17 protein-coding genes and 1 tRNA gene are annotated in these 15,482 nt (G+C 61.9%); 5 read left to right on the forward strand and 13 right to left on the reverse strand.

Annotation, left to right across the window (positions count from 1 at the left end; translation table 11 throughout):
* The 11 genes from fabD to B5G40_RS17465 form a co-directional block, all read right to left on the reverse strand.
* Nucleotides 1-927, reverse strand: coding sequence for an ACP S-malonyltransferase (fabD, locus tag B5G40_RS07895; RefSeq protein WP_087331113.1), 927 nt, complete (start codon nucleotides 925-927; stop codon nucleotides 1-3).
* Entirely contained in the window at nucleotides 924-1,850 is a 927-nt protein-coding gene (locus tag B5G40_RS07900) for a DUF561 domain-containing protein (RefSeq protein ID WP_087331115.1), read from the reverse strand. The genes fabD and B5G40_RS07900 overlap by 4 nt, the downstream gene beginning before the upstream one ends.
* Before the next feature lie 50 nt (nucleotides 1,851-1,900).
* Nucleotides 1,901-2,851, reverse strand: coding sequence for a beta-ketoacyl-ACP synthase III (locus B5G40_RS07905; protein ID WP_087331118.1), 951 nt, complete (start codon nucleotides 2,849-2,851; stop codon nucleotides 1,901-1,903).
* Complete coding sequence (locus tag B5G40_RS07910) at nucleotides 2,848-3,669, reverse strand: acetyl-CoA carboxylase carboxyltransferase subunit alpha (RefSeq protein ID WP_087390971.1); 822 nt, start codon at nucleotides 3,667-3,669, stop codon at nucleotides 2,848-2,850. Before B5G40_RS07910 ends, B5G40_RS07905 begins: the two co-directional genes overlap by 4 nt.
* Nucleotides 3,659-4,525 carry an acetyl-CoA carboxylase, carboxyltransferase subunit beta gene (gene accD, locus B5G40_RS07915; protein ID WP_087399271.1) on the reverse strand — a complete coding sequence of 289 codons (867 nt, stop codon included), beginning with the start codon at nucleotides 4,523-4,525 and terminating at the stop codon, nucleotides 3,659-3,661. Before accD ends, B5G40_RS07910 begins: the two co-directional genes overlap by 11 nt.
* The gene (gene accC, locus B5G40_RS07920) at nucleotides 4,522-5,907 is read right to left on the reverse strand and encodes an acetyl-CoA carboxylase biotin carboxylase subunit (protein WP_087399272.1); all 1,386 of its coding nucleotides are present in this window, start codon (nucleotides 5,905-5,907) and stop codon (nucleotides 4,522-4,524) included. Before accC ends, accD begins: the two co-directional genes overlap by 4 nt.
* 4 nt (nucleotides 5,908-5,911) lie before the next feature.
* Nucleotides 5,912-6,337 (reverse strand): acetyl-CoA carboxylase biotin carboxyl carrier protein, encoded by a 426-nt coding sequence (accB, locus tag B5G40_RS07925; protein WP_087331126.1) that lies wholly within the window; start codon nucleotides 6,335-6,337, stop codon nucleotides 5,912-5,914.
* Nucleotides 6,338-6,393: 56 nt separating this feature from the next.
* A complete protein-coding gene (gene acpP / locus B5G40_RS07930; RefSeq protein WP_087267802.1) occupies nucleotides 6,394-6,624 on the reverse strand; it encodes an acyl carrier protein in 231 nt (76 codons plus the stop codon).
* A gap of 249 nt (nucleotides 6,625-6,873) precedes the next feature.
* A complete protein-coding gene (locus B5G40_RS07935) occupies nucleotides 6,874-7,083 on the reverse strand; it encodes a hypothetical protein (RefSeq protein ID WP_087399273.1) in 210 nt (69 codons plus the stop codon).
* Nucleotides 7,084-7,203: 120 nt separating this feature from the next.
* Nucleotides 7,204-7,277, reverse strand: a tRNA-Gln gene (locus B5G40_RS07940).
* 120 nt (nucleotides 7,278-7,397) lie between these two features.
* Nucleotides 7,398-7,526: a hypothetical protein gene (locus tag B5G40_RS17465; RefSeq protein ID WP_255396452.1), complete on the reverse strand. Its 129-nt coding sequence runs from the start codon at nucleotides 7,524-7,526 to the stop codon at nucleotides 7,398-7,400.
* Between the two features lie 177 nt (nucleotides 7,527-7,703).
* Between B5G40_RS17465 and nrdR the strand changes: the two genes are divergently transcribed.
* Nucleotides 7,704-8,159 carry a transcriptional regulator NrdR gene (gene nrdR, locus B5G40_RS07945; protein ID WP_087189029.1) on the forward strand — a complete coding sequence of 152 codons (456 nt, stop codon included), beginning with the start codon at nucleotides 7,704-7,706 and terminating at the stop codon, nucleotides 8,157-8,159.
* 42 nt (nucleotides 8,160-8,201) lie between these two features.
* Here nrdR and B5G40_RS07950 read toward each other — a convergent pair whose 3' ends face one another.
* Nucleotides 8,202-8,582 carry a DUF4363 family protein gene (locus B5G40_RS07950; RefSeq protein WP_087399274.1) on the reverse strand — a complete coding sequence of 127 codons (381 nt, stop codon included), beginning with the start codon at nucleotides 8,580-8,582 and terminating at the stop codon, nucleotides 8,202-8,204.
* Complete coding sequence (locus B5G40_RS07955; RefSeq protein WP_087399275.1) at nucleotides 8,579-9,259, reverse strand: DUF421 domain-containing protein; 681 nt, start codon at nucleotides 9,257-9,259, stop codon at nucleotides 8,579-8,581. The genes B5G40_RS07950 and B5G40_RS07955 overlap by 4 nt, the downstream gene beginning before the upstream one ends.
* Before the next feature lie 74 nt (nucleotides 9,260-9,333).
* Between B5G40_RS07955 and B5G40_RS07960 the strand changes: the two genes are divergently transcribed.
* From B5G40_RS07960 to B5G40_RS17330, 4 genes are all read left to right on the forward strand, one after another.
* The gene (locus tag B5G40_RS07960; protein WP_087330901.1) at nucleotides 9,334-10,161 is read left to right on the forward strand and encodes a metallophosphoesterase; all 828 of its coding nucleotides are present in this window, start codon (nucleotides 9,334-9,336) and stop codon (nucleotides 10,159-10,161) included.
* Nucleotides 10,162-10,337: 176 nt separating this feature from the next.
* Complete coding sequence (locus tag B5G40_RS07965; protein ID WP_087391210.1) at nucleotides 10,338-11,432, forward strand: carbamoyl phosphate synthase small subunit; 1,095 nt, start codon at nucleotides 10,338-10,340, stop codon at nucleotides 11,430-11,432.
* The gene (gene carB / locus B5G40_RS07970) at nucleotides 11,432-14,722 is read left to right on the forward strand and encodes a carbamoyl-phosphate synthase large subunit (RefSeq protein ID WP_087399276.1); all 3,291 of its coding nucleotides are present in this window, start codon (nucleotides 11,432-11,434) and stop codon (nucleotides 14,720-14,722) included. Before B5G40_RS07965 ends, carB begins: the two co-directional genes overlap by 1 nt.
* Nucleotides 14,723-14,794: 72 nt before the next feature.
* On the forward strand, nucleotides 14,795-15,430 hold the full coding sequence (locus B5G40_RS17330; RefSeq protein WP_087271892.1) for a hypothetical protein: 636 nt from the start codon (nucleotides 14,795-14,797) through the stop codon (nucleotides 15,428-15,430).
* Nucleotides 15,431-15,482 lie beyond the last annotated feature (52 nt).

Genomic DNA, 15,482 nt, shown 5'->3' on the forward strand with positions numbered 1-15,482 from the left:
TTATCCTTTCAAAGCAGCGGAGAGAGCCTCGATGTCGGCGACGGTCTCCACAGCGTAGGTCTTGATGGAGGGGGCGGTCTTTTTCACAAAGCCGCTGAGGGCCTTGCCCGGGCCGATCTCCACGATGGTGTCCACACCCAGCGCCTCCAGGCGGCGGATGGTGTCCTCCATGTAGACGGAGGACTGGACCTGCTTCTCCAGCAGAACGGGGATGGTGTCGTTTTCGCCCATCTCATGGCCCAGGCAGTTGAAGAGCACCGGGAAGGCCATCTCTCCAAAGGTGACGCTCTGGAACTTCTCCCGCAGGGCGTCGCCGGCGGGGGCCAGCAGAGAGGTGTGGAAGGGGCCGCTGACCTTCAGAGGGAGACAGCGCTTGGCGCCCAGCTCCTTGGCAATGGAAGCGGCCTTGTTCACCGCCTCCTGGGCACCGCCGATGACCAGTTGGCCGGGGCAGTTGTAGTTGGCGATCTCCACCACGCCCGCGTCGGCGGCCTGATCGCAGGCCTGCTGCAGCTTCTCACGGTCCAGACCCAGTACGGCGGTCATGCCGCAGGGGATACCGGCAGCGGCGGAGGCCATGGCCTTGCCACGGAAAGCGGCCAGGGAGATGGCCTGGGCGGGGGTAAACACCCCGGCGGCCTGGAGGGCGGAATACTCGCCCAGGCTGAGACCGGCGGCGTAATCGGGCCGGATGCCCATCTCATACAGGATGGCGGTCATACCGGCGGCAAAGGCCACCATGCAGGGCTGGGTATACTCGGTCTGGTTCAGCACCCCGTCGGGGTCGGTGAAGGAGACGGTTTTCAGGTCAAAGTCCACATCGGCGCTGTCCAGCACGGCTTTGAATACAGGATAGGCCTCATAGAGGTCGGCCCCCATGCCGGGATGCTGGCTGCCCTGTCCGGCGTACAAAAAGGCGAGGCTCATACGTTCAGTCCTTTCACAACGGCCTGACAGCCGCTCATCATGTCCTCAAAGATGGCCCGCAGGGGACGGACCTCCTTTACCATGCCGGCCACCTGACCGGCCATAAAGCTGCCGGTGTCCAGGTCGCCGTCAAACACCGCCCGGCGGAGGGAGCCCAGGGTCAGCTTCTCCATCTCTTCCAGAGGCAGGTTCTGCTTCTCCATGCGCAGGTACTCCCGGGCCATCTTGTTCTTCAGCACCCGGACGGGGGCGCCGCCGGTGCGGCCGGTGACGGTGGTATCGTTGGCCCCGGCCTTCACCACGGCCTGCTTGTAGTTGTCGTGGATGGGGCACTCCTCACTGGCCAGCAGGCAGGTGCCGATCTGCACGCCGCAGGCACCCAGGGCGAAGGCGGCGGCCATCTGGCGGCCGTCGGCAATGCCGCCGGCGGCGATGACGGGCACGCTCACCGCGTCCACCACCTGGGGCACCAGGGCCATGGTGGTCATCTCGCCCACATGGCCGCCGCTCTCGGTGCCCTCGGCGATAATGCCGTCAATGCCGTAGCGCTCCAGACGCTTGGCCAAGATGGGGGCGGCTACCACGGGGAACACCTTGATGCCCGCGGCCTTCCAGGCGGGGACGTACTTGCCGGGGTTGCCGGCGCCGGTGGTCACCACCTGGACACCCTCCTCTACCACCACGCGGGCCAGATCCTCAATGTGGGGATTCATCAGCATCAGGTTGACGCCGAAGGGCTTGTCGGTGGAGGACTTGGCCACCTGGATCTCACGGCGCAGGGCGTCGGCATCCATGCCGCCGGAGCCGATGAGGCCCAGAGCACCGGCATTGGATACGGCGGCGGCGAAAGCGCCGGTGGCCACGTTGGCCATGCCGCCCTGGATAATGGGGAATTCAATCCCCAACAATTCGTTCAGTTTCATAGTAAGCTCCTTATCAAAGAAACGGGCGGCGTACTCGACGCCCCACCGTTTTATGCCAATTCCAAAAGGGCTCCCGCCCAGGTCAGGCCGCCGCCGAAGCCCACACACAGGGCCTTCTGGCCGGAGGTCAGCTGACCGGAGGTGACCAGCTCATCCAGCAGCAGGGGCACGCTGGCGGCGGAGGTGTTGCCGGTGCGGGCGATGTTGCCGGTACATTTGGCGGGGTCCACTCCCAGCTTCTTCACCGCAAAGTCAATGATGCGCTGGTTGGCCTGGTGGAACACGAAGCGGTCCACGTCCTCCAGGGTGAGGCCCGCCTTTTTGAGCACCTCTTTGGCGCAGCGGGGCAGGGCCTCTACCGCGAAGCGGAACACCGCCTTGCCATCCATATGGATGTAGGAGGGATCGGTGCTGTTGGCTCCGGGGACGTACAGGGCTTCCTGATTGCCCCGGCAGCCCAGCACTCCGCAGAGGGAAGGATAGTCCGCCCGCCACTCCACCACGGCGGCTCCCGCGCCGTCTCCAAAGAGAACGCAGGTGGAGCGGTCGGTGAAGTCGGTGATGCGGCTCAGGGCCTCCACGCCCACAATGAGGCCGTACTTCCGTTCTGCGGTGGCCAACAGGCATTCCGCTGTATGGAGACCGTACACAAAGCCGGAGCAGGCGGCGTTCAGGTCGAAGCACACCGTGTCCTCCGGAAAGCCCAGATCCCGCTGGAGGATGCAGGCGGCGGCAGGGGTGAGAAAATCCTGGGACAGGGTAGCCACGATGCATACCCCGATCTGTTCCGGGCTGATGCCGGAGCGCTCCAGAGCCTGTTTGGCGGCGGCCAGGCACAGGGAGGTGTGGCTCTCCCCTTCGGTACAGTGGTAACGGCTGCGGATACCGGTGCGGGTGGCGATCCACTCGTCGTTGGTGTCCACGATCTTGGACATATCGTCGTTGGTCACCGCCCGGCGGGGCAGGGCGGAGCCGGTGCTCAACAGTTTGATTCCGTTCATGGGCGCTCCTTTCTCAGGGCCTTGCTGCCCATTAAGCGGAATTTTTTGTAGCGCTGGGTGGCCAGAGCCTGACCGTTCAGCTTGTTCAGTGCCGCCAGCTCCTTGGCCAGGACGGCGTCCAGGGAGCGGCAGACGGCATGGAGGTCGGTATGGGCTCCCTGGGTGGGCTCGGGGATCACGGCGTCGATGACGCCCAGCTCCAGCAGGTCGGCGGCGGTGAGCTTCATCACGTCGCAGGCCTCGTCGCTGCGGGAGGAGTCCTTCCACAGAATGGCGGCAAAGCCCTCGGGGGAAAGGACGGAGTAGACGGCATTTTCCAGCATGAGTACCTTGTTGCCCACACCCAGAGCCAATGCGCCGCCGCTGCCCCCCTCGCCGGTGACCACCGAGATCACCGGGACGGTGAGGGCGGAGGAGAGAGCCAGGGTGCGGGCGATGGCCTCCCCCTGACCCCGGGCCTCGGCCTCCAGGCCGGGGTAGGCGCCGGGGGTGTCGATGAAGGTGATGACGGGACGGCGGAACTTCTCCGCCTGCTCCATCAGCCGCTGGGCCTTGCGGTAGCCCTCGGGGGAGGGCATGCCGAAGTGATAGGCCAGGTGTTCCTCCAGGGTGCGGCCCTTCCGGTGGCCGATCACGGTGACCGGCTGGCCGTGGAAGAGGGCCACGCCGCCCAGGATACTGCCGTCGTCGGAACAGAGCCGGTCTCCCCGCTGCTCAAAGAAGTCGGTGAAGAGGGCGGCGATGAAGTCGGCGGTACCCGGCCGGTCCTGATGGCGGGCCAGGGCCACCCGCTGAGCGGGAGTCAGGTTATTTGCCACGGTCGCTCCCTCCTTTCCCGTGCAGTTTCAGCAGCTGAATCAGGGTGTCCCGCAGCTGGGTCCGGGGGACGATGGCGTCCAGAAAGCCGTGTTCCAGCAGGTACTCGGCGCTCTGGAAACCCTCGGGCAGCTTCTCGCCGATGGTCTGCTCAATGACCCGGGGGCCGGCAAAGCCGATGAGGGCGCCGGGCTCGGCCAGCATGATGTCGCCCAGGCTGGCAAAGCTGGCGGTGACGCCGCCGGTGGTGGGGTGGGTGAGCACGGAGATGTACAGCCCGCCCTTGCGGGAGAACCGCTCCAGGGCGGCGGAGGTCTTGGCCATCTGCATCAGGGACAAAATGCCCTCCTGCATCCGGGCTCCGCCGCTGGCGGAGAAGAGGATGAGGGGCAGCTTATATTTTTCGGCATACTCCACCAGCCGGGTGACCTTCTCGCCCAGGGCGGCGCTCATGCTGCCCATGAAGAACCGGCTGTCCAGAGCACCAATGGCCACTTTCTGGCCATTGATACGGCCGGTGGCAGTGACCACCGCCTCGTTCATGCCGGTGCGGCGGCGGGCCCCCTCCAGCTTGGCAGAATAGCCGGGGAAGGACAGAGGATCGTTGGAGGACAGGGCGGCGTCCAACTCCCGGAAGGTACCCTTGTCCAGCACCAGGCTGAGGCGATAATAGGCCCCGATAGGATAGTGGTGGCCGCACAGGGGGCAGACGTACCGGGCAGTCACCAGATCCTTGCGGCGGAAGGTGCCGCTGCAGGCGGGACAGGTCTCCTCGGTATGGGCGGGGGCGGGGGAGCTGCCCCGGAGAGCCTTCAGGGAGAGCAGCTTCTGACGCCGCTGGGCAAAGACATTGCTCATGCCTTAGGTTCCTCCTCTCCGCTGCGGCTCCAGGCCAGCAGGGTGTCCATATTGGCCTCCAGGTAGCCGGTGTTATAGTTGCCCCGGATGAAGTCGGGGTGGTGCATGATCTGATGGAGCAGATCGGTGTTGTTGGCGGGGCCCTCGATAATGAGCTCCTCCAAAGCCCGGCGCATCCGGCGGATGGCATCCAGCCGGGTGGGGGCGTGAACAATGAGCTTTGCCATCAGGGAGTCGTAGTAGGGGGGCAGGGTGTAGCCGGTATACAGGCCGGTGTCCACACGTACCCCGCAGCCGCCGGGCAGGTGTACGAAATCGATCTTGCCCGGGCAGGGGCGGAAGTCGTTGGCCGGGTCCTCGGCGTTGATGCGGCACTCGATGGCGTGGCCGTTGAGGGTGACCTCCTCCTGGGTGCGGGACAGGGGGAGACCGGCGGCAATACGGATCTGCTCCCGCACCAGGTCCATGCCGGTAACCAGCTCGGTGACCGGGTGCTCCACCTGGATGCGGGTATTCATCTCAATGAAGTAGAAGTTGCCCTCCGGGTCCAGTACGAACTCAATGGTGCCGGCGTTCTCATAGTGGGCGGCCTTGGCGGCGGCCACGGCGGCGGCACCCATGCGCTCCCGCAGCTCGGGAGTGAGGGCCTTGGAGGGGGACTCCTCCAGCAGCTTCTGGTTGCGCCGCTGGATGGAGCAGTCCCGGTCCCCAAGCTGGATCACATGGCCCTGGGAATCGGCCAGGATCTGGAACTCGATGTGCCGGGGGTTGAGGATCAGCTTCTCCAGGTACATCTCTCCGCTGCCGAAGCAGGCCACCGACTCGCTGCGGGCCTCCTCAAAGAGGGGGATCAGCTGGTCGGGCTCAAACACCCGGCGCATACCACGGCCGCCGCCGCCGGCGGCAGCTTTGATGAGCACAGGGTAGCCGATGGAGTCGGCCAGGGCTTTGGCCTCCTCGGCGGTGTCCACTGCTCCGTCGGAGCCGGGGACCACCGGCACACCGGCGGCCACCATCAGCTTGCGGGCGGCGGCCTTGTTGCCCATGGCCCGGATCACATCGCCGGAGGGGCCGATGAAGGCAATGCCCGCCTGGGCACAGGCGTCGGCGAAATCGGCGTTTTCCGACAGGAAGCCGTAGCCGGGGTGGATGGCGTCGCACCCGGTGGCCTGAGCCACGGTGAGGATGGCGTCCACATTTAAGTAGCTGTCCGCCGAGCGGGCGGGGCCGATGCAGTAGGCCCGCTCCGCCAGCTGGACATGAAGAGCCTCCGAATCGGCCTGGGAGTAGACCACCACAGGCTCGATGTCCAGCTCCCGGCAGGCCCGGAACACCCGGACGGCGATCTCGCCCCGGTTGGCGATCAAAATACGCTTGAACATGGAATCACCCTTCCCGGTAACGAATGAGGGGGTCCCCAAAGGACACCAGAGCCCCGTCCTCCTGAAGAATGGCCTCGATGGTGCAGTCGCAGGGGGCGTGGACCTCATTCATCATCTTCATGGCCTCCATGAGGCAGACGGTCTGGCCCTTCTTCACCTTGTCGCCCACCTTGACGAAGGGCTCGGCGTCGGGAGCGGAGGCGGCATAGAAGGTGCCCACCAGGGGGGCGGTGATGCAGGGACCATCGGGCTGAGCCGCCGGGGTGAGCGCAGCAGCGGCAGGTGCGGGTGCGCCCACGGGAGCGGCGGGAACGGCAGCGCTGCCGCCTTTGCCCAGCTCCAGGGTAAAGTCCTTGGTATTCAGCTTGAAGGTGGTGATGCCGCTCTGGTCAAAGCGGGCCATCAGCTCAAAAATCTCTTGGTTGGTCATAGCGGCTCCTTTCGGAAAAAAGGCATCGGTTTGCACCGATGCCCGTTTTCTTCCTCTTACTCAGCGTGATCCTCGATGTACTTCATCAGGTCGCCCACGGTTTTCATGTTGGGCAGGTCCTCGTCGGCGATGGTCACGCCGAAGGCCTCCTCCAGAGCCATGGACAGCTCCACGGCAGCCAGGGAATCGGCCTCCAGGTCCTCGGCCAGGCGGGCGTCGGGGGTCACCTTGTCGGCGTCGCAGCTCAGGGTCTCCACAATGATATCCTTAATCTTCTCGAAATCCATGGTAATGCTCCTCACAAAACAATTCAAAAATTTTAGTTAAATCATTTTACTTAAAAATTTTTAAATAAAATAATTTAAGCATATTTTAGCAGGCGGAAGTGATTTGTCAAGACTTTTTTTGGAAACTCCAGAGGATAATCTTCAGAACTGTTCAAATTCACGAAAAAAGCGCAAAAAAAGCGCCCTGCGATTGGATCGCAGGGCGGGGGTTGGGGGTAAGTAGCCGCCCTGGAGGGGGCGGCGTGGGGCTCAGCAGCAGCGACAGCAGCCGCAGGAGGTGTCCTCCTCCTCCTGATCGGCAGCCCACAGGAAAGCCGGGATGGTGAGATAGACCTGACGGCCGCCGGCGGTGCCGGACAGGTCGGACAGGGTCAGGCCGGAGAACAGGTCACTGGAAGTGGTCCTGTTGTTCTCAGAGGCGCCGCAGCGGCAGCAGCGATTCCGGTTGTTACAACACATGATGAAGTACCCCCAATCAAAATCGTGACGGGCCTTTGCCCCCCACAGCCCAGTATACGCAGGGTGGGGACGGGAGGTACCGAAAAAGAAAAAAGCGAGACAACCGAAGTTGTCTCGCTTTGGCAGCGGGAGAAGGATTCGAACCCTCACATACAGAGTCAGAGTCTGCTGTGCTACCCTTACACAATCCCGCTATTTGTTTGCCGCTCTCGTGAGCGCAGGTGTTATTATAGCAAACTACAGAGAAATGTCAAGAGGAAAAATGAAAAAAATAAAAAATTGTGGGCCGGATATTCCGGCCCACGAAAAAGGGGTCAATGACGGTTGGGATCACCGGTCTTATCCTGGGGCTGCTCCTGCTTCTTGCTCTGGGGATGCTTGCAGTCCTGGGGAGCGGGATTCTGGTTTCTGGATTTCTTCTGCTCGTTATGCTGGTTCTGCATGGTGCTCACCTCGCTTTCACCGTTCCTAGCTTGCCCCGGTGTTTCCTGATTTATACAAAAACTTTCTCATTTCAGGGATACCAACGGGCAACAAAGTATGGTATAATAACACGACAGAAGCTACTATATTTTGCCTGGGCCTGGCCTGGAGCTGTGTTTCAAAGGAGGACTGCCGCTGTGAGATGTCCGTTTTGTTCTCACCCGGAGAGCAAGGTCGTGGACTCCCGTCCATCCGACGAAGGGTCCAGCATCCGCCGCCGCCGGGAATGTCTGGCCTGCCATAAGCGTTTTACCACTTATGAGACCATGGAGAGTCTGCCCCTGATGGTAATCAAAAAGGACGGCAGCCGTCAGACCTTTGACAAGACCAAGCTGCTCAACGGCATGATTCGGGCCTGTGAAAAACGGCCGGTGGCTTTTGCCACCCTGGAAGATATGGCCAATGAGATTGAACAGGTCCTGCAAAACGACATGGACCGGGAGATCCCCTCCGCCCGCATTGGCGAATTGGTGATGGAGCGGCTGAAAAAGGTGGACGAGGTGGCCTATGTCCGTTTCGCTTCGGTCTACCGTCAGTTTAAGGACATCAGCACCTTTATGGAGGAACTGAACAAGCTTCTGGCGGAGAAGTAAGAGAGATTGCAGGGGGGCGCGGCAGATGCGCCCCCCTTTCGTTTAAAAGACATTTTTTAAGGTGAGCTGTTCCGCCTCGCTGAGCAGTTCGATCTGGGTGACCAGTCGGGCGTTGGCGGCGGCATATTCGCCGTATTCACGGCTTTCCAGCAGGGCCAGGGTCTCCTGGAAGCCGGCGTAGATCTGGTCGGTGTCGGCGTGGCGGAGCAGGACGTGGAGATACACATCCCGTCCCCGCCAGGTTTGCAGGGCCTCTTCCGTCAGGGAACGGGCTTCCTCCCAGCGGTCGGCCCGGGCCAGGGTCTGAGCTTCATCCAGAGCGTCGGACAGACCCTGGGTAAAGCCCCGCAGGGACCAGGTATGGAGCAGGGTGCCGCACAGCAGGGCAGCCAGCAGTGCCAGGGCGATCCACAGCCGCTTCACCGGACCGCCTCCTTTTCAATGACGCAGACCTTGTTGGTCTCATCCACTGTCAGCAGGAACACGTCCTGAATATGGTTAATGTGGTGCTCCTTCAGCTGTTTGTCCAGCCATGTCTCGTCCAGACCCCGGCGATGGAGGGCCCGGCTCATAAGCCGGCCATCGTTGATGAGTACCACCGGCAGCCCCGGCTCCGGCAGATGGAGGTCCAGGTCCTGAGCGGTGGGCGGCTTCTGGGCGGCGAAGGGGAGAACGGACAGCTGGCCGTTGGTCTCCAGAATGGCATACTTGACGGTGGAAAGGTCGGTAACCCCCTTCATCCGCAGTTCCTCCATCAGTTCATCCAAAGTGAAGCGGTTGCGCTTCATCTCGCCCTGGCGCAGTTTCCCGTTTTCCACGATGATGCTGGGACGGCCGCAGAGCACCGCCCGGAATTTGATGCTCTTCATGGTGAGCACCGACAGGGCCATGGTGATGCACAGCAGGGTGAGGATGGGGATGAGGCCGGTGAGCAGGGGAATACCGAAGTCCTGCATGGGAACGGCAGCCAGATCGGCGATGAGCAGGGCCAACACCAGCTCGGAGGGCTCCAGCTCACCCACCTGCCGCTTGCCCATCAGCCGGATACCGGCAATAATAAAGGCATAAAGAATGATTGTGCGTAAAAAGGCAATGACCATGAAACGACCTCCCGGAGATCACGATACCTTCAGTATGACCGGGATGGCGGCAGATATACAAAAGGAGGGAACCGATGAAAAAAAGAACAGCGGCGTTGCTGACCGCAGGGAGTGCAACTGCCGGTATCCTGCTGGCAGCCTTGGATGTCCGCTTGGCGGTGCGGCACTATACAGTGGAAAGTGAAAAGGTGGATGGTCCCATTCGCCTGGCAGTACTTACCGACCTTCACGCCTGCCGGTACGGGAAAAACCAGGAACAGTTGGTGGCGGCGGTGGCTGCGCAGAAACCGGATCTGGTGGTCATGTGCGGCGATATTGTGGATGATGAGCCCCGGATGGAGGAGTGGCGTGCCCTGCTCACGGTAAAAAAGCTGGCCGACCGCTGGCCGGTATATTACGCCTCGGGCAATCACGAGCACCGCACCGGGCGGCTGGCTGTGGTCAAAGAACTGCTGACAGCCTGCGGTGCGGTGGTGCTGGACGGCAAATGTGTCTGCGCCGCTGCCGGGGCACAGATGGTGCAGATCGGCGGCATTGACGACCCGGAGACGGGAGAGGAGAACTGGCAGGACCAGCTGACCGCCGCCAGCGGTGATCTGGACGGCAGTCACTTCTCTATTTTGCTGACCCATCGGCCCGAGCGGGTGAGCGACTACGCCGGCAGCGGATTTGATCTGGTGCTGGCCGGTCACGCCCATGGGGGTCAATGGCGGCTGCCCGGCCTCATTAACGGGGTACTGGCCCCCAATCAGGGAATGTTCCCCACCTATGCCGGCGGGCGCTATGAGATCGGCGGCGCCACCCTCATTGTCAGCCGGGGACTGGCCCGGGAGAGCACCCGCGTGCCCCGCTTGTTTAACCGGCCGGAGCTGGTGGTGGTGGACATAGAACCACCAAAATAATTATTAGGTCAAATATAGATTTTTGAGACATTCGGGGCGCATTGACCGTGAAAAACGGGGGATGCGCTCCGACTTTTTGTCCAAAATTACGATTTTGAAAAAGAAGGGAAAAAGGGAGTTGCCGGAGGCGGATATTTAGAGTACAATCGAACAAATACCATGGAAAGAAAGGCGTGATGCAGGAGATGAAGGCGACCTTGATTCTGGAGAACGGCGCCATGTTCCAGGGCGTCAGCATGGGCTCCCCCGCAGACCGGGTGTGCGAAATGGTGTTCAACACCTCCATGACCGGCTACCAGGAGATCCTGACCGATCCCTCCTATGCGGGACAGGGAATCGTGATGAGCTATCCCCTCATTGGCAATTACGGCGTAAACCACGAGGATAATGAGTCCTCCCGGCCCTGGGCTGAGGCATTTATTGTGCGGCATCTGGCCCGGCGGGGCAGCAATTTCCGCTGCGAGGGTGAGCTGGACGCCTATCTGAAACAATATGACATTACCGGGATCGAAGGCGTGGATACCCGGGCTTTAACCAGAATACTCCGCAGTCAGGGGACCATGAATGGTATGATCACCTGTGCGGAGCATTTTCATGTAGAGGAGTGCCTGGAGAAGATCCATGCCTATCGGGTGGAGGGCACCGTGGAAAAGGTGACCCGGAAGGCGCCCCAGCTCTATCCTGCTCTGGGCGAGCAGAAGCTGCGGGTGGCCCTGATGGACTACGGCGTGAAAGAGAATATGATCCGCTGCCTCCAGAAGCGGGGCTGCCAGGTCACCGTCTATCCTGCCCACACCCCGGCGGAAACCATCCTCACCGGCGGCTATGACGGCGTCATGCTGTCCAACGGCCCCGGCGACCCGGCGGACAATGTGGACATTATTAAAGAGGTACGCAAACTCTACGACTCCAGCCTGCCCCTCTTTGCCGTCTGCCTGGGCCACCAGCTGCTGGCTCTGGCCACCGGCGCCGAGACCCGGAAGATGCGCTTTGGCCACCGGGGCGGCAACCACCCGGTGAAGGATCTGGCCGCCGGACGGGCCTTTATCACCAGCCAGAACCACGGCTATGTGGTCACTGCCGAGAGCGTGGACCCCGCTGTGGCGGAGATCTCTCACGTCAACGTCAACGAGGGCAGTGTGGAGGGCCTGCGCTATAAGCGTCCCAACTGCTTCACCGTCCAGTTCCACCCCGAGGCCTCCCCCGGCCCCATGGACACCGAATATCTCTTTGACCGCTTTGTGGACAGTATGAAGGGAGGCGACCGGTAATGCCCAAGAATCCGAATATTAAGAAGGTACTGGTGCTGGGCTCCGGCCCCATCGTCATCGGCCAGGCCGCCGAGTTCGACTACGCAGGAACCCAGGCCTGCCGCGCCCTGAAGGAAGAGGGCGTGGAGGTGGTGCTGGTCAACTCCAACCCCGCCACCATCATGACCGACAAGGACATTGCTGATCATGTGTATATTGAACCCCTGAACATCGCCAGCGTAGAGCAGGTGATCCAGAAGGAGCGCCCCGATTCCATCCTGCCCACTCTGGGTGGCCAGACCGGCCTGAACCTGGCTATGAACCTCCACGAACAGGGCATCCTGCAGCAGTACGGCGTCAAGCTGCTGGGCACCAGCCCTGAGTCCATCCGCAAGGCGGAGGACCGCCAGGGCTTCAAGGACGCTATGGAGGCCATCGGCCAGCCCTGCGTCACCTCCGATGTGGTGGAGAGCGTGGAGGATGCGGTGGCTTTTGCCGGGTCCATCGGCTACCCCGTCATTGTCCGCCCCGCCTACACCCTGGGCGGCACCGGCGGCGGCATTGCCTACGACGAGATGTCCCTGCGGGAGATTGCCGACCGCGGCATCCATCTCAGCCGCGTGGGCCAGGTCCTCATCGAACGGTGCATCTCCGGCTGGAAGGAGATCGAGTTCGAAGTCATGCGGGACAGCGCCGGAAACGTGATTCAGATCTGTTCCATGGAGAACGTGGACCCGGTGGGTGTCCACACCGGCGACTCCATCGTGGTGGCCCCAACCCAGACTCTGGCCAACCGGGAATTCCAGATGCTGCGTAAGGCCTCCCTGGACATCATCTCCGCCCTGGAGATCGAGGGCGGTTGTAACGTGCAGCTGGCTCTGAATCCCGATTCCTTCGAGTACGCGGTCATTGAGGTCAACCCCCGCGTGAGCCGCTCCTCCGCCCTGGCCTCCAAGGCCACCGGCTATCCCATCGCTAAGGTGGCCGCCAAGATCGCCCTGGGCTACACCCTGGACGAGATTCCCAACGCGGTGACCGGCAAGACCACCGCCTGCTTTGAGCCCACCCTTGACTACTGCGTGCTGAAAATCCCCCGTCTGCCCTTCGACAAGTTCACCACCGCCAGCCGTACTCTGGGCACCCAGATGAAGGCCACCGGCGAGGTTATGGCCATCGGCAACTCCTTTGAGGGTGCCCTGATGAAGGCCATCCGTTCCCTGGAACTGCCTGTGAAGTCCCTGCGCCTGCCCGGCCTGGATCAGCTGTACACCGAGGAGATCGAGGAGCGGCTGGTAAATATCGACGACCAGCGCCTCTTCGTGGTGGCCGAGGCCCTGCGCCGGGGCTTCTCCCCCGAGAAGATCAACAAGATCACCAAGTACGACCTGTGGTTCCTGGACCGGCTCCAGAACATCGTGGACATGGAGGACAAGCTGGACCACGGCCACCTGGATGCCGACACCCTGCGCATGGCCAAGGAGATGGGCTTCTCCGACGCCTGGATTGCCGCCCTGTCCGGCAAGGAGCGGGGAGAGATCAAGACCCTGCGGGAGTCCTACGGCATCCGTCCAGCCTTCAAGATGGTGGACACCTGCGCCGCCGAGTTTGAGGCTCAGACCCCCTATTACTACTCCACCTACGATGAGGAGAACGAGGCTGCCGAGGAGCTTCATCTGCCCCAGGTGGGTGAGCTGGCTCCCCATATCCCGGAGGCTCCCTGGCTGGCTGCTGCTACGCCTGAGGCCCACCGGCCCGGGCAGGACAAGAAGAAGGTGCTGGTGCTGGGCTCCGGCCCCATACGCATCGGCCAGGGCATCGAGTTCGACTACTGCTCCGTCCATTCCGTCTGGGCTTTTAAGCGCCTGGGTTATGAGACCATCATCATCAACAACAACCCCGAGACTGTGTCCACCGACTTCGACGTGGCCGATAAGCTGTACTTTGAACCTCTGACTCCCGAGGACGTGGAGGCTGTGGTGGAGCTGGAGAAGCCCTGGGGTGCCGTGGTGCAGTTCGGCGGTCAGACCGCCATCAAGCTGGCTCAGGCCCTCACCAACATGGGTGTGCCCATCCTGGGTACCTCCGCCGACGGCGTGGACGCCGCCGAGGACCGGGAACGCTTTGACGAGATCCTCAACCAGTGCAAGATTCCCCGCGCCGCCGGTAAGACGGTGTTTACCACCGAGCAGGCTCTGGAGGCGGCCCACGAGGTGGGCTACCCCGTGCTGGTGCGCCCATCCTATGTGCTGGGCGGCCAGGGCATGGAGATCGCCTACAACGACCGCAACATCACCGAGTTCATGCGCATCATCAACCAGGTGGAGCAGGAGCATCCCATCCTGGTGGATAAGTATCTGATGGGCCGTGAGGTGGAAGTCGACGGCGTGTTTGACGGGGAGGACTTGCTCATCCCCGGCATCATGGAGCACATCGAGCGGGCCGGCGTCCACTCCGGCGACTCCATCTCCGTCTATCCCCCCATCCACATCGAGGATAAACACAAGGAAACTATCTACCGCTATACCTACGACCTGTCCAAGGCTCTGGGTGTGGTGGGCCTGGTGAACATCCAGTTCGTCATCTACGACGACACCGTGTACGTCATCGAGGTCAACCCCCGCTCCTCCCGCACCATCCCCTATATCTCCAAGGTCACCGGCGTGCCCATCATCGACCTGGCCACCAAGGTCATGCTGGGGCAGAAGCTGAAAGACCTGGGCTACGGTACCGGCATCTACAAAGAGGCCGACTACTACGCTGTGAAAATGCCGGTGTTCTCCTTCGAGAAGCTCACCGACGTGGACACCGGCCTGGGCCCCGAAATGAAGTCCACCGGCGAGTGCCTGGGTCTGGCCGAGTCCTTCCCCCAGGCCCTGCTGAAGGCCTTTAAGGGTGCCAACATGAAGGCTCCCAAGAAGGGTGGCCGCATCATCATCACCGTCAAGGACGAGGACAAGGGCGAGATCATCGGTATCGCCCAGGGCTTTGCCGACATGGGCATTGAGATCCTGGCTACCAGCGGCACCTGCGAGGCCCTCAATGCCGTGGGCATCCCCGCTCGCAAGGTGGCCCGGGTCTCCGAGGCTCACCCCAACATCTTGGACATGATCGCTTCCGGCACCGTGGATCTGGTCATCAATACCCCCACCCGGGGCCGCCGCCACGATACCGACGGCTTCAAGATCCGCCGCTCCACCGTGGAGCACTCCGTGGCCTGCATCACCGCTATTGACACCGCACGGGCCATGCTCACCATTCGCACCCAGGGCCGGCCCTCCGACCTGCGGCCCATTGATATTACCCAGATTTAATTAAATTGGGAACTTCCCCCTTCCGGATTCGTCTGATAAAAAGGACCTAAGAATCTGGAAGGGGGAGTTTTTATGCGTAAACTGGTTCCTTTGACCCTGGCGGCCTGCCTGCTGGCCGCCTCGCTGACCGGATGCAGAACTCCGGACAGAGGCCCTGCGGCCGAAAAACCGGTGATTTACCTCTACCCGGAGGAAGAAACCAAGGTCTCCGTTACCCTGGACTTTGATGGGGAACTGACCTCCACCTATCCCGCCTATGGGGACGGCTGGACGGTGGACGCTTCTCCCAACGGCACCCTCACGGACCCGACCACCGGACGGCAGTATTACTGCCTGTTCTGGGAGGGCGTGAGCCAGACCGAATACGACTTTTCCACCGGCTTCTGCGTAACTGGGGAAAACACCGCCGTATTTCTGGAGGACGCCCTGGCCCAGTTGGGCCTGACGGAGCAGGAGGTCAACGAGTTTATTATCTACTGGCTGCCCAAGATGGAGCACAACCCTTATAATCTGATCTCCTTCCAACAGGAAGCCTACACCGACAGCGCCAAGCTGACCATTGACCCGGCCCCGGATACCCTGATCCGGGTATTCATGGCCTGGCAGGGGTTGGACAAGCTGGTGGAGGTGGAGCCCCAGACCCTCACCGCTCCAGAGCGTACCGGCTTTACCGTCGTGGAATGGGGCGGCGCGGAGATAGGTGCCTGAATAAAAGGCCGCTGAGCTGTCAGAACTCGGCGGCCTTTTTGCTGCTATTGCG

It is taken from the genome of Flavonifractor sp. An9 (assembly GCF_002161245.1).
Lineage (GTDB): Bacteria > Bacillota > Clostridia > Oscillospirales > Oscillospiraceae > Flavonifractor > Flavonifractor avicola.